Origin of the sequence: Serratia sp. 14-2641, from assembly GCF_001692375.1 — a bacterium.
Classification (GTDB): Bacteria; Pseudomonadota; Gammaproteobacteria; order Enterobacterales; family Enterobacteriaceae; genus Chania; species Chania fonticola_C.
The window spans coordinates 38,434-52,131 of the sequence record NZ_LXKR01000031.1; the positions used below are offsets into that span (position 1 = coordinate 38,434).

Here is a 13,698-nt window from a genome sequence, read left to right on the forward strand (position 1 = left end):
CCCAGCGGTTGCTTAACGTTTCTGCAGTGCGTCCTGTACGCTCGCGTGTAACGCCAACCCACTAAAATCCTCCGGGCGATAATAATGCGCCGGGGCTGGCAAGTTGTGCATGGAATCCCCAGGCCAGAGTTGCAGCTCCGCCAGTTTCGCCAGCGTTAATCCCTCAATCTGTAGCGGCAACGTCAGGCGTTGCGGAGCGGCATACTCGAAGGGGGGTTGATTGGGCAGACGATTGTTGCTGGTGGTGTAATCCCGTTTTAAGACTAAAAATTTCTCCGGTACTCGGCGGTGGCTGTCCCACCAGTCGCCGTCAATGCCGTCAAACTGCCGCTGGGTTTCGGCAATCGAAACTGCGCCAAGCTGGTGCAATGCCTCGGGTAGCAGCGTCTCCATTGCGCTGTTGTAACTGGCAACGGATATCGCGCGCCCTTGCAAGATAGCGTCGATCGCCAACCTTGCCCCTAGCAGGTTGGAATACAAATCCTCTGGCGTAAATGCAGAAATCTCTTCAGGAAATCCGGGCACCGATTGGTAGCCGTACCACTGTGCCACTTCATGCCATGCCGCCATCTGGAAGGCGAGCTCCCCGGCCAAGTAAGCCGCTAACGTATAGCGCTGAGCAGCCTCTTGCGGTGGGGTGAAGGCGTTCAGCTGTATACGACGCTTTGCTAATTCCGGGCCAAGATCGAGTGTCCATTGCTGGCCCAGCTTAGGCAACAGCTGGCTGAACAGGAACAGGGTGTTGTCGGCGGTATCACGAACGTGAGCGATGTCGATAAATCCCCCACGATAGGTGTAGACCAACCCCAATTGCTCACTGCCCAACCCCATCAAGTTGCCGACGGCATTGAAAGCGCTGTCATTATAGTGATGTGCGCCAAGCCGATCGGCGTCTACGACGTTACCCAATTGATAAAACGGCACCGGGATGCCTAACGCCTGTACTTTGAGGTTATAGCCAAAGGCACAGCAAGGGCGCAAACCATTCGGTGGCGAGAGTGGCTCAGTCACCGGCCAGGCAAGAGGGCTCTCACGGGTAGGTTGCGAGGTGATCAGCGTTTCCAGGGCCTTGGCGGGCAGTAAGGGGCTAAGCAGCAAAAATATCAGCGCAACAAAACGCATTAAAAAGCTTCTCCTACCTGAAAATAAAACCCGCTGCTTTCACGCCCGACCCCAAAATCGAGCCGTACGTTCATCCGCGGTTTGAATTCAAAACGGTAGCCAACCCCCACCGTCGGCAACCAAGGCCCTTGGCCCAGATCACCGGTTTTGCGGTTTAGGGTTCCGGCTCCAGCCCAGAGAACATAACCGTGCCGCCAGTTCAATTTGCGGCGATATTCAACCTGGCCGCTGAACGTATTCCTGTCGCGATAACGTCCTTGGTAATAGCCCCGCATCCGTTTGTCGTCGCCCAGTTCAGACAACCTGTCCCAGGGGACATCGCCAGTGGTCAGACGGCTGTAGACATCGAGTGCCAATACGCTCTTCTCACTCAGACTGTAATAGGCGTTGTATTGGCCTTCAAGGGTATTGAAGCGGCTATCGCCGCCCAATTCTGGCGCGAAATAGGTGTCGCTCAGGCTGAGAAACTGGCCACGGCTGGCATTAGAAACGAAATCACGCGTATCGTAGCTTAACGAGCCACTGATCCCTGAACTGATCGATGAGGTGCCAGCTGCTTGAGCTTTGAACAGGCTGCTATCTCCCCTGTCGGGATCGCTGGCGTGCGTCGAAGAAAAATCCCAGCCAGCTCCCGCGTAGGTGGCATTGGTAATACGATACAGCAGCTGTGGCGCTATCTGGAACGATTGCTGGGTGTATTTTTCCTTATTGCCGTCGTGACGCCCGGCTTGATAACCGGTGCCCCAGAAATAGGTGGGCATATTATTGAGGGAGCCGCTGGCAAAGAAGCGCCATTGGTCGTTAGCGAAAAAGCTGTAGTTTTCAAAGCCAACGCCGAAGGCACCGGTACTGCTGAAAAAGCCTTTTAGCGCCAGCGTCGAATTTTGGCTGACGCTATCAAGGCTGTCTGGCCGGTACATGCCCACGACAGCGGTGCCGATGCCAAGACCGAGTTCTGGGGTATAAAACGGGCCGGGCAACACACCCCAATCGATGGTTTTACTGCTGTCGAAATGATTGTCTGAACCCAGAGGGGCTAGCATCCCATCAACTTGCTGACGTGACAGCAAAGCGGCATGGGCACAGGACAGCAGAGCGAGCAGGGGCAACGTCAGGTAGCGGAGCGGCATCGCCATCAGAAGCGATATTCACCCGAGACCATAAAGCTGTTGCGTTGGCTAAAGCCAAATTCGGTCAACAGGTTGAAATGCCGCGTGATCTCATATTGTGCACCCAGCAGCACATTCCAAGGTGATTGCAGATGCTGCTTCACGTCGAAACGGCCTTCTCCTTTCTGATTGGCGATGGCGATCAGGGGCTGAAGCGCTGCGGGCATCTGCAAATCAGACAGGCTGCCTCTGAACTCCTGCTGCACATCCTGGTACATGCTGCCGACCCACAGGTTCAGATTGCTTTGGCCTTGGATACCGGGCACCTGGAAGCGGTAGCCGACACGGGGTGTCACCGTCAGCGCGGAAATTTGTCCGTCAAGGATATTGAAGCTGGTACGGGTATAGTTGGTATCGAGCGTAGTGAACCAGTTCTCATAGCCCCCGGCTAGCGTGACACCTGCGCCGTAAGTGGTGCCTTTGAAATCGAGCTTGAAGTCCAGATCGCGCAGTTGCCCGCTTTGGTTCAGACTGTGCACGGCAGACGCGATGATACGATCCAATCCTTTGTATTTACTGGGATCGGCGTCCACAGAGACCTGAGACAACGAGCTGCCTTTGGTATGGCCAACAATGCCGTAAACGTTGAGGAATGGGAGCAGCCAAGTGTCCAGACGCATGGTTTCCGTTTTGCTCTGTTCGCGGGTTTTGCCAACGCCGATGTTGAACAAATCCGACGGAATGGCGAGCGATCCCAAGCCTAGTCCGGAAAAATTAATACTGTCGACATTGATATTCTGCCGCATGTTCATGTAGTTGACGCCAATACCGAATGGCTCTGGCAGCTCATAGCCGCGGGCTCGAGCCTCATCCCCCCAAATTGGCAACATACGATGTTCTGGCTGAGGCGCTGTCGTTGGTGCGTTGTGTTGGACGGTTGGCATCGCCGCACCTTGGGTAAATGGTGGACGTTTTGCTTCATCAATGAGTTGTGCGGTAGCGGCGGCATCAGGCTGTTGCGCCAGAGCCAGGGAAGGAATGAAGGTAATAACGATCAGATTCAGGATGTTATAAGAATGCAGTGGTTTCATTAACTCGACCATTACCCTGATAAATTCATAGAATTTATAGGTATGTAGTGTAAAGGTGCTTGGAGAGTATATTAAAGTCCTGTGACTTATAGGGGCATTAAGTGCGTCTTGGTCGTGCTATTTTTCAGGTAAGGGCGTCAGGGCACAGTGGGTTGCGCCCTGACGATAGAATGGTATTACTGACGTTTTTTCAACAGCCGTAAGGCGTTGGCGGTCACCAGCGCGGTTGCCCCAGAGTCTGCCAATACGGCTAGCCACAGGCCAGTCATCCCCAGCAGGGTGGTGACCAGGAAAATCGCTTTCAGCCCAAGCGCAATGGTAATGTTCTGGCGAATATTGGCGTGTGTAGCGCGGGAGATGCGGATCATCTCGGCAACGCCGGTCAACCGGTTGTGCGTCAGCGCGGCATCGGCCGTTTCCAATGCCACGTCGGTACCGCTCCCCATCGCAATGCCAATGCTGGCGGCCTTCATCGCCGGGGCATCGTTGATACCATCGCCGATCATGGCGGTAGGTTGCAACTTGCTCAGCTCGGTTACTGCGTTCACTTTGTCTTCCGGCATTAACCCGGCGCGGTAATCGATCCCCAATTCATTGGCAATAGCGGCCGCAGCGCGCGGGTTATCACCGGTGAGCATCACGCCACGAACGCCTAACTGCGCCAACTCGGCAATCGCCTGTTTAGCGTCGCTACGCAAGGTGTCACGCAACGCCAGCAAACCGATAGGCTGCCCGTCCTCTAACACCACCACTGCGGTTTTACCCGCTGTTTCCAGCTTCTCTACCTGGCTGCGCCATTCGCTGCTCAACTGATTTTCCGTCAACTTGCCCGGTGCGCTGATCAGGATAGTTTTACCGTCAACCTTCCCCTCAACCCCAATACCCGCCAACGCACGGCGGTTCTCGGCCAGTGGCAACGCATCCCCGTTTTGTGCTGCGCGGTTGACGATAGCTTGCGCCAAGGGGTGGTGTGAGCCCGTCTCGACTGCTGCTGCGATGGCCAGCAGTTGCTGCTCGCTAAGCCCGTCTACAGGCAGCACGTCGGTCACAGTCGGTTTGCCTTCGGTCAGCGTGCCGGTTTTGTCGAACGCGATGGTTTGCACTTGGCCCAACTGTTCCAACGCTGCACCGCCTTTAATCAGTGCGCCCCGGCGTGTAGCCGCCGCAAGACCAGAGGTGATGGCCGCTGGTGTAGAGATGACCAAGGCACAAGGACAACCAATCAGCAGCAAGGTCAGACCCCGGTAGATCCACATCTCCCAAGGTTCGGCAAACAGCAGCGGTGGCACCAGGATCACCGCCACGGCCAGCAGCATGATCGCCGGAGTGTAGTAACGGCTGAAGCGATCGAGGAAGCGCTCAATTGGTGCGCGGCGCTCTTCGGCCTCTTCAATCAGTTGCAGGATACGGTCGATGGCATTTTTGCCTGGCTCGGAAGTGACTTTCATCTGCGCAGCCTGATCGACGGACAGGCTGCCAGCGGCCACTTTCTGACCTTGTTGGCGTTCTACCGGCACGGATTCACCGGTTAAAGCGCTTTCGTCAAAGCTGGCGAATGGGTTTAGCAACTCGGCATCGGCAGGCAAGCGGCCACCGGGCGCGATCTCTATCACGTCACCGGGGCGCAGGCTGGCCACCGGTACGCGTTTACGTACGCTGCCCTGGATAAGCAGAGCATCTTCCGGCACCAATTCCATCAATGCTTTCACGCCACGGCGTGCACGATTGGCCGCGTAGGATTCCAGCAGTTCCCCCACCATAAACAGCAACAGCACCATGGCCGCTTCGGCGGTGGCACCGATAAACAACGCACCGATGGCGGCAACGCTCATCAGGGTTTCTATGGCAAACGGTGTGCCTGAACGGATCAGGCGCACGGCTTTGCTGGCAATCGGCACCAAGCCGACCAAGGTGGTAGCGATAAAGGCAATTTCACCCAGACGTGGGTTGAAGAAATCGAGAACCCAACTGAGCACCATCAGCGCGGAGAGCAGCAGCAGGGGGCCGTACTCACCAAACCGCGAGGCTTTCGGTTCATCGCCAATTGCCGCCGGGGTAGTCCCCAGCAGGGTAAAGCCAGCCTGTTTTACCGCGTCCTGGATCCGCACGCTGACGTCGGATTGGGCATCCACCACCAGTTTTTCCGTGGCAAACAGCACGCGAGCGCTGTCGACGCCGGGGATCGACGTTACGGCATTTTCGATTTTCTTGGCACAGCTCGGGCAATCCATGCCGGTGACTTTCCAACTGAAACGCTGGCTGCCGGAAGGGGGAACGGCAGCCAGTCTGTCGCTTTCCTCATCCGGGTCTTCGGGGCCATCGCTACTGCAACAGCTGGCACCGTGCTCGTGGGCCGCTTGATGGTCATGGGCAGCGGTTGCTCCCACCGGGGTTTTTTCACTGCTACAGCCATGCTGGGTTTTGGCGTGGTCATGACTACAGCCGCAGCTGTGATCGTGATTATGTTCTTGATGCTGATGCTCTTGGTGATTATGTGGTTTATGAGTCTGCATAGCGCCCCCTTCAGGCAATCCAATATCATCTCAACAAGCACTCTACACCTTGGAGCTGACTCCAGAGTCAAGCGCGATATGAGAATTATTGTTAATTGCAGGGGTGCTACGGATCCGGTTGCCCGAACCCGTAGCCTGCCATTACAGATATAACGAGCGGACGATGAGGAAATGCCCGGAGAAGTAGCAGAAGGCAACCACGGCATCTGCCGCGCGGAAGGTAAAGCGGTAGCGGTTCAGCAGCCAGACGATATTCGCCAACAGCAGCAGCGAGGTACCCGCCAGCAATGAGAAGCCAAAGTCGGTACTGCGCAGGAAATATTGTTCCCCCGCCAGCCACACCATCAGCAGCGTCATGGCAACCAGTGTGGCGATTGGCCAGCGCATTTCTTCCAACCGGCTCCAGATGATGGCCAGCAGTAGCGCGCCAATCACCAGCAGCACCAGCGGCAAGGGCCAGAACAGGCTGAAGGTCATCTGGCTGGCAAAGCTCAGGGTATAAAGCAGGTGTGAGAGGAAGAAAGCCCCGATGGCGTACAGCACCCGCTCACGCGGCAACAGCAGCAAGGCATCACCCGCCAGCGTTGCCAACAGGCCCAAAACGATCAGGTAACCCGCGGGGCCCAATACCGGAGCCTGCCAGGCCAATAACAGCAACAGCAGCAAGGTGACCGGTTTAAACACCCAGCGCTGCCAGCGCGGGCCGCGATAGGAGGCATCAACGAACAACCAACCGGAAAAAAATACGGCAAGGAACGGCCAACTCATATGTCTTCCTTATTTATGATAGGAGCCGGGATAACCAACCCCAGGTTGTCACTTTCTCAGTGTAAGCAGCGCGCGTGGGTTCGACAATGCTTTCTTCTGAATGCTATGTTTACGCGGTTTTAGGCATGAATGAAATTCGCCGGGTAAAAAAAGGAAAACCGTCAATGAGTAAGCCACCGTTGTTCTTTGTTGCCGTGATCGCGCTGATTGCGGTGCTGGCGACCCGCCAATACCTCAACAAACGCCGCCAGGATGCGGATAATGACCGCCAGCCGGTGCGTACATTGCAGGTGGAAGTCAGTGCCAAGCGGGAGTTCCCCTCGCCGAATCGTCGTTCGCGGCAGCGGGAAAACATCGTGGTGGAAGATATGCGTTACGAAGTGTACTTCCGTCCGTTGACGGGCGGCAGCGAGATCAAAATACCGTTGCCGCAGCAGCAATATAATCAGATAGATAAAGGCGCGCAGGGTACGCTGAGCCTGCAGGGAACCCGCTTTATCTCCTTCACGGCGCAGAAATCGTAGGGGCGTTAATTGCTGGTTGCTGACAGCTTGCGTTGCACTGAGAGCAGAGTACGGCGTCTTATCCAGCCGCTAGCAGGCCGAATAAGCGCCCAGTAGCAGGCAAATAGCGCTTTGACCCGTGGCGTAGGGCACCAGACGAAGGTTTCTGTTCGCAGCCGGGTATGTCCAGCGTTGTCTTGTATGACCATAAAACGCAGCACCAGCTTGGCGGCCGCGGGATCGGTAAAATGGTGAAACTCGTCGGCACTTTCCAGCTTGTGCACGCCCAATTCCGGCCGCCAGAATCGACCAGCCAATCCAAAAGAAACGTCATGGCTATTTTGCTGCAGCAGGGTAAAGGTGTCGAAACCAAAGGCTGCCGGGGGAGTTTGCCTGGTGCCGAAGTAGCGTTGGCGTAACCTGCCGGGCAATTGACGCAGCATCAGCAAGCGTCGGATGAAGGGATCTTCCTCCATATCCAGAGCGAGCACCGCCTGGATAATGGCTTCAGGCGAGGCATCAATGGGATGAGACTGATGTTTCTCATAAAAGCTGAAGGCGGGAAGATAAGGGGGCGCGCCTTGCCAGCGCCGACACTCCTGTTCATTAACGAATCCCAATAATGCCATCATCCGTTCCTTAGGTTTAAAGGAATTCCCGGCTAGCAACGGGGCGCGGTAGGCTGCGCCCGCTAAAAGGCTATTTTTTCTTCAGCGGCGGCTGCTTTTTCTGCCAGTCCAACAGCTCAAACACGCCAAAAATAAAGATCTTGGTTTCCAGCCAGCGGCTGATGGGCTGATCTTTCGGCTGGGTGGATTTCAGTAGCACCAGCTGTAGCCCGTGCATCACCACCATAAAGAACAAGGCTACGTTGATGAAGTAGGTCAACGGCTTGGGGTACGGGTGAAACAGGTTGGTGAGCAGAAAGCCCCACACGCACAGCATCAGCAGACGGCCCAGATTAATCAGCATGTTCGGTTTTCTCTTCAAGGGTACGGAGGTAAAGGCGATAGGCTACCTGGCCGGCGACCTTCTCGCGGTGTAGTGTCCAGGTCGCAGGAACATCGGTGGCGGCGCTTTCGGCTTCGGCCTCAACGTAAATCCAGGCCTCGTTCGCTAACCAGCCCTGTTGTTCCAACAGCGTGATGGTTTCGGCCAGCAGCCCTTTGCGGAACGGGGGATCGAGAAACACCACGTCAAAAGGTTGCCCGTTGCCTGCCAACCAGGTCAACGCGTTGGTATTAACGACGTTGCCATTGCCTTGCAACAGCGCCAGGTTTTTCCCCAGCTGCTGGGCTACTGGCCGTTCGTATTCCAGCAGCGTGGCGCTTTCGGCATAGCGCGACAGCGCTTCCAACCCCAACGCACCGCTACCTGCGAAGCAGTCCAGACAGCGAGCGCCGCGGATCACCGGGGCTAACCAGTTGAACAAGGTTTCGCGTACGCGGTCGGTGGTTGGTCGCAGCCCTTCGCTGTTGGGCACCGGCAGTTTGCGCCCGCGCCATTGGCCGCCGATGATGCGGATCTGGCCAGCGGAGGCCGTCTGCGGCTTTTTGAGCGCGCCGCGCGGTGGTTGTTTTGCCATAAAGAGTCTTAATCAGTTGCGGGGTTAACGAAAAGTTACCGCTATTCTATACCCAATCGTTAATAAGTTGCAGCCCGGAGGCGATGGGGCGCAGTACAGGCAGGGGGGGCAGTAAAACTACCTCTATGAAAGCATTGCCGATGCGTGTTGCTGTGCCAGGGAAAGTGATAGACTCGGCGAATTAATTTTTCGCATTTGCAAGCCATTGGTACGGAGTAGGGTCAGAACATGGCAAAAGATAAAAAACGTGGGTTTTTCTCCTGGCTGGGCTTCGGCCAGAAGGAAGAAGAGCAGCAACAACCTGAATCTGCCGTAGAACAGGCGGAACAGCAGGCCGCAGAAACCCCGGCTGCCCCCAAACTGGACGATAAGCTTCCTACCCAGGAATCTGCTCCAGCCGCCACCAAAGATACCCCAGGGGAGTGGGATAGCAGCCTTAGCGGCGAGCCTATCACCGAAAATATCCTGCCGCTAGATGAACACCACGCTGAGCCGGTGGCGATCGAAGAAGTTACCGTAGCGCAACAGCCTGAGGCGCAAGTAGAAGAATCCGAGCTGATTGAAGCGCCTGCCGAGATTATTGAACCTGAGCCAGAGGTGATTGAAGCGGTTATCGAAGCGCCTGCCGAGATTATCGAGCCTGAGCCAGAGGTGATTGAAGCGGTTATCGAGGCGCCTGCTGAGATTATCGAACCTGAGCCAGAGCTGGTTGAAGCGGTTATCGAGGCGCCTGCCGAGATTATTGAACCTGAACCAGAGGTAATTGAAGCGGTTATCGAAGTGCCTGTTGAGATTATCGAGCCTGAGCCAGAGCTGATTGATGAGGTTATCGAGCCAGAACGGGAACCTGAACAGCCTGAACTGCTGGCTCCGGCGGTAACGCAAGAGCAAGAGCGTCCTAGCAAAGAAGGCTTCTTCGCCCGTCTTAAACGCAGCCTGCTGAAAACCAAGCAGAACCTTGGCTCCGGTTTTATCGGCCTGTTCCGCGGCAAGAAGATCGACGACGATCTCTTCGAAGAGCTGGAAGAACAGCTGTTAATCGCCGACGTTGGCGTAGAAACCACTCGTAAAATCATTGAGTCTCTTACTCTGCACGCCAGCCGTAAGCAGCTGAAAGACGCCGAATCGCTGTATGGCAAACTGAAAGAAGAGATGGCGGAAATTCTCGCCAAGGTGGATCAGCCACTGGATGTCGGCGGCAAAACGCCGTTCGTGATCCTGATGGTTGGCGTCAACGGCGTGGGTAAAACTACCACCATCGGCAAGCTGGCGCGTCAGTTCCAGGCTGAAGGTAAATCGGTGATGCTGGCCGCAGGCGACACTTTCCGCGCCGCCGCGGTTGAGCAGTTGCAGGTCTGGGGCGAACGTAACCGCATTCCGGTCATCGCTCAGCATACCGGTGCCGACTCTGCTTCGGTGATCTTCGACGCGGTGCAGGCGGCTAAAGCCCGCAATATTGATGTGCTGATCGCCGACACCGCCGGTCGCCTGCAGAACAAGGCTCACCTGATGGAAGAGCTGAAGAAGATCGTGCGGGTGATGAAAAAACTGGACGAGCAGGCCCCTCATGAGGTTATGCTGACTCTGGATGCCAGCACCGGACAAAATGCGGTTAACCAGGCAAAATTATTTAATGAAGCCGTGGGCCTGACCGGCATAACGCTGACTAAACTGGACGGTACCGCCAAAGGCGGGGTGATCTTCTCCATCGCCGATCAGTTTACTATCCCGATCCGTTACATCGGCGTTGGTGAAGGCATCGAAGATTTGCGGCCGTTTAAGGCTGATGACTTTATTGAGGCACTTTTTGCCCGAGAGGATTGATACGGATGATTCGCTTTGAACAGGTCAGTAAAGCTTATCTGGGCGGACGGCAAGCCCTGCAGGGGGTAGATTTTCATCTGCGTCCGGCGGAGATGGCGTTTCTGACCGGCCATTCCGGCGCGGGGAAAAGTACCCTGCTGAAACTGATTTGTGGGATTGAGCGGCCAAGCGCCGGTCATATCTGGTTTGGCGGGCATGACATCAGCCGGTTGAAAAACCGCGAGGTGCCTTTCCTGCGCCGCCAGATCGGCATGATTTTCCAGGATCACCATCTGCTGCTGGATCGTACGGTGTATGACAACGTGGCAATGCCGCTGGTCATCGCCGGAGCCAGTACCGAAGATATCCGTCGCCGCGTTTCGGCTGCGCTGGACAAGGTTGGGCTGCTGGATAAAGCGAAGAACTTCCCTATTCAGCTTTCCGGTGGTGAGCAGCAACGCGTTGGCATTGCCCGCGCGGTGGTGAACAAGCCAGCGGTACTGTTGGCAGACGAACCGACCGGTAACCTGGACGACGCCCTGTCGGAAGGGATCCTGCGCCTGTTTGAAGAATTTAACCGCGTTGGGGTGACGGTGCTGATGGCAACCCACGACACCGGGCTGATCGCCCGGCGCAATTACCGCATCCTGACGCTGAGCCAGGGCCGTATGGTAGGGGGTGCACAGCATGGCGAATAATGCAAAAACCGCCAAGAGCAAGGCACTGCGCGGTGGCTGGCGTGAACAGTGGCGCTACGCCTGGATGAACGCCATTGCCGATATGCTGCGCCAACCGCTGGCAACGCTGCTGACCGTCATGGTCATCGCCATCTCCCTGACGCTGCCGAGCGTTTGCTACATCGTTTGGAAGAACGTCAGTACCGCGGCGACACAGTGGTACCCAACGCCACAGCTGACGGTGTATCTGGATAAATCCCTCGACGATGACGCGGCGGTCAAAGTGCTGGATGCCATCAAGGCCGAGGCCGGGGTGGAGAAGGTGAACTACCTGTCGCGTGAAGAGGCGCGGGGCGAGTTCCGCAACTGGTCTGGTTTTGGTGGCGCGCTGGATATGCTGGAAGAAAACCCGCTGCCAGCCGTGGCGATCGTTACGCCGCAGATGAGTTTCCAGAGTTCCGATACGCTCACCACCCTGCGCGATCGCGTGGCGGCGGTGCAGGGTGTGGATGAAGTCAGGATGGACGACAGCTGGTTTGCCCGCCTGGCGGCGCTGACCGGGTTGGTGGGCCAGGTGGCCTTGATGATCGGCATACTGATGGTGGTGGCGGTGTTCCTGGTAATTGGTAACAGCGTGCGTCTGAGCATCTTCAGCCGTCGCGATACCATCAACGTGATGAAGCTGATCGGTGCTACCGACGGCTTTATCCTGCGGCCGTTCCTTAATGGTGGTGCAATGCTCGGCTTCTTTGGCGCGCTGTTGTCGCTGGTTCTGTCTGGCGCGCTGGTGTGGAAGCTGGAGTCGGTAGTGACCAACGTGGCGAAGGTATTTGGCACCACCTTTACCCTGCACGGCCTGGGTTGGGATGAGGCGCTGTTGCTGCTGCTGATCTCGGCGATGATTGGCTGGATTGCCGCCTGGTTGGCCACCGTGCAACATTTACGCCGATTTACACCACAATAGTGAATTTTTGGTATACTCTTCTCCTGCTGCGGCCCGGTTGCCGTGCTGCGGGAGAAGAGTTGCCAGACCTCAACATCTCCGATCTCTTCTCAAACGCACAAATTCCCAATCAACCTGAGCTTGCATGACGTATTGTCGTGTGCACTGTGTGTGAAAAACGGTGAACTTTTGGGGTTGAGCACGGTCCAAATCTGCAGCAAATGTTTAGGTGCCCGGCGTGTGGAACCGCTTTTGCAACAGCAACTGCCGTAAGATCACTAACTCCCCCGCCGTGAAATCACCTGCATGACCAGTTTTATCAAGAGAGGGTTTTGAATGACCAAAGAAATGCGCACTTTAGCCTTAGTCCCACAGGGCAGCTTGGAAGCCTACCTGCGGGCAGCCAACACCTATCCGATGCTGACGGCAGAGGAAGAGCGGGAACTGGCTGAACGGCTGCATTATCAGGGCGATCTGGAAGCAGCTAAGCAGCTCATCCTGTCTCACCTGCGCTTTGTCGCTCATATTGCCCGTAACTATTCAGGGTACGGTTTGCCGGTGGCAGATCTTATCCAGGAAGGTAATATCGGCCTGATGAAGGCCGTGCGTCGCTTCAACCCAGAGGTTGGCGTACGTCTGGTGTCCTTTGCAGTGCATTGGATCAAGGCAGAAATTCACGAGTACGTACTGCGCAACTGGCGTATCGTCAAAGTGGCGACCACCAAGGCACAGCGCAAGCTGTTCTTCAACCTGCGTAAAACCAAGCAGCGTTTGGGCTGGTTCAACCAGGATGAAGTGGAGCTGGTCGCGCGCGAGCTGGGTGTCACCAGCAAAGACGTGCGTGAGATGGAGTCGCGCATGGCGGCACAGGACATGACCTTTGACCCAACGCCGGAAGACGAAGGGCGTGACGGTCATGCCATGGCCCCAATGCTCTATCTGCAAGATAAAAGCTCGGACTTTGCCGAAGGGATCGAAGAAGATAACTGGGAAAGCAACGCCGCAGACAAACTGGCCTACGCGCTGGAAGGTCTGGACGAGCGTAGCCAGCATATCATCCGCGCCCGCTGGTTGGACGACGACAACAAGTCCACCCTGCAAGAGCTGGCCGATCAGTACGGCGTCTCTGCTGAGCGTGTGCGTCAGCTTGAAAAGAACGCCATGAAGAAACTGAAGATGGCGATCGAAGCCTGATACCGATATAGCGCTTAACGCTCGAAAAGCCCGGCTTGCCGGGCTTTTCTGTTTTTATCACACGGCTTACTTACCTGCTCGCTACATAGTTAGGTGGGCTGCATGCTGCGTTCGCTTAGCATTATTACCCTTCACCCTAGCCCTCTCCCACTGTATGCCTGAGGGCGTTATAAACACTTGTTTGGGAGAGAGGGATCTAGCCCGAAGCCGCAGTTGGATGCAGGGGATAACTTAGGACGCGGATGGTCCCCTCTCCCTTCGGGATGTACAGACCGAGGACATCATGAACACTTGTTCGGGGACATGGTAGACACTTACAACATAGGTATGAGTACTTCTGAGTGGAGCTGCTTATGCCGTGGAATGAGAGATCTGCCATGTCATTACGTA

At 56.1% G+C, this 13,698-nt stretch carries 13 protein-coding genes; 5 read left to right on the forward strand and 8 right to left on the reverse strand.

The window, feature by feature from the left end; all coding sequences use genetic code 11:
* Positions 1-12: 12 nt before the first annotated feature.
* The 5 genes from A6U95_RS13715 to A6U95_RS13735 all read right to left on the reverse strand — a co-directional run bounded on the left by A6U95_RS13715 (position 13) and on the right by A6U95_RS13735 (position 6,603).
* The gene (locus tag A6U95_RS13715; RefSeq protein ID WP_065684881.1) at positions 13-1,122 is read right to left on the reverse strand and encodes a DUF4056 domain-containing protein; all 1,110 of its coding nucleotides are present in this window, start codon (positions 1,120-1,122) and stop codon (positions 13-15) included.
* Positions 1,122-2,258 (reverse strand): BamA/TamA family outer membrane protein, encoded by a 1,137-nt coding sequence (locus A6U95_RS13720; RefSeq protein WP_065684882.1) that lies wholly within the window; start codon positions 2,256-2,258, stop codon positions 1,122-1,124. The genes A6U95_RS13715 and A6U95_RS13720 overlap by 1 nt, the downstream gene beginning before the upstream one ends.
* On the reverse strand, positions 2,258-3,175 hold the full coding sequence (locus tag A6U95_RS13725) for a hypothetical protein (RefSeq protein ID WP_241810656.1): 918 nt from the start codon (positions 3,173-3,175) through the stop codon (positions 2,258-2,260). Before A6U95_RS13725 ends, A6U95_RS13720 begins: the two co-directional genes overlap by 1 nt.
* A 323-nt stretch (positions 3,176-3,498) precedes the next feature.
* Positions 3,499-5,835, reverse strand: a complete 2,337-nt coding sequence (locus A6U95_RS13730; RefSeq protein ID WP_065684884.1) for a zinc/cadmium/mercury/lead-transporting ATPase — start codon at positions 5,833-5,835, stop codon at positions 3,499-3,501.
* A gap of 141 nt (positions 5,836-5,976) precedes the next feature.
* A complete protein-coding gene (locus tag A6U95_RS13735) occupies positions 5,977-6,603 on the reverse strand; it encodes a lysoplasmalogenase (RefSeq protein ID WP_021181510.1) in 627 nt (208 codons plus the stop codon).
* Positions 6,604-6,767: 164 nt separating this feature from the next.
* On the opposite strand from A6U95_RS13735, the gene A6U95_RS13740 reads away from it, so the two are divergent.
* Positions 6,768-7,127 (forward strand): DUF2500 domain-containing protein, encoded by a 360-nt coding sequence (locus tag A6U95_RS13740; RefSeq protein ID WP_021181509.1) that lies wholly within the window; start codon positions 6,768-6,770, stop codon positions 7,125-7,127.
* Positions 7,128-7,132: 5 nt separating this feature from the next.
* On the opposite strand, the gene A6U95_RS13745 is transcribed toward A6U95_RS13740, so the two are convergent.
* The 3 genes from A6U95_RS13745 to rsmD all read right to left on the reverse strand — a co-directional run bounded on the left by A6U95_RS13745 (position 7,133) and on the right by rsmD (position 8,691).
* A complete protein-coding gene (locus A6U95_RS13745; RefSeq protein WP_241810655.1) occupies positions 7,133-7,738 on the reverse strand; it encodes a hypothetical protein in 606 nt (201 codons plus the stop codon).
* Between the two features lie 67 nt (positions 7,739-7,805).
* On the reverse strand, positions 7,806-8,078 hold the full coding sequence (locus A6U95_RS13750) for a DUF1145 family protein (RefSeq protein WP_021181508.1): 273 nt from the start codon (positions 8,076-8,078) through the stop codon (positions 7,806-7,808).
* The gene (gene rsmD, locus A6U95_RS13755; RefSeq protein ID WP_065684886.1) at positions 8,068-8,691 is read right to left on the reverse strand and encodes a 16S rRNA (guanine(966)-N(2))-methyltransferase; all 624 of its coding nucleotides are present in this window, start codon (positions 8,689-8,691) and stop codon (positions 8,068-8,070) included. Before rsmD ends, A6U95_RS13750 begins: the two co-directional genes overlap by 11 nt.
* Positions 8,692-8,919: 228 nt before the next feature.
* On the opposite strand from rsmD, the gene ftsY reads away from it, so the two are divergent.
* The 4 genes from ftsY (at position 8,920) to rpoH (ending at position 13,308) form a co-directional block, all read left to right on the forward strand.
* Positions 8,920-10,515: a signal recognition particle-docking protein FtsY gene (gene ftsY, locus A6U95_RS13760; protein WP_065684887.1), complete on the forward strand. Its 1,596-nt coding sequence runs from the start codon at positions 8,920-8,922 to the stop codon at positions 10,513-10,515.
* 5 nt (positions 10,516-10,520) lie between these two features.
* Entirely contained in the window at positions 10,521-11,192 is a 672-nt protein-coding gene (gene ftsE, locus A6U95_RS13765) for a cell division ATP-binding protein FtsE (protein ID WP_021181505.1), read from the forward strand.
* Complete coding sequence (ftsX, locus tag A6U95_RS13770) at positions 11,182-12,135, forward strand: permease-like cell division protein FtsX (protein WP_024484638.1); 954 nt, start codon at positions 11,182-11,184, stop codon at positions 12,133-12,135. The genes ftsE and ftsX overlap by 11 nt, the downstream gene beginning before the upstream one ends.
* Positions 12,136-12,450: 315 nt before the next feature.
* Positions 12,451-13,308 (forward strand): RNA polymerase sigma factor RpoH, encoded by an 858-nt coding sequence (rpoH, locus tag A6U95_RS13775; protein ID WP_021181503.1) that lies wholly within the window; start codon positions 12,451-12,453, stop codon positions 13,306-13,308.
* Positions 13,309-13,698 lie beyond the last annotated feature (390 nt).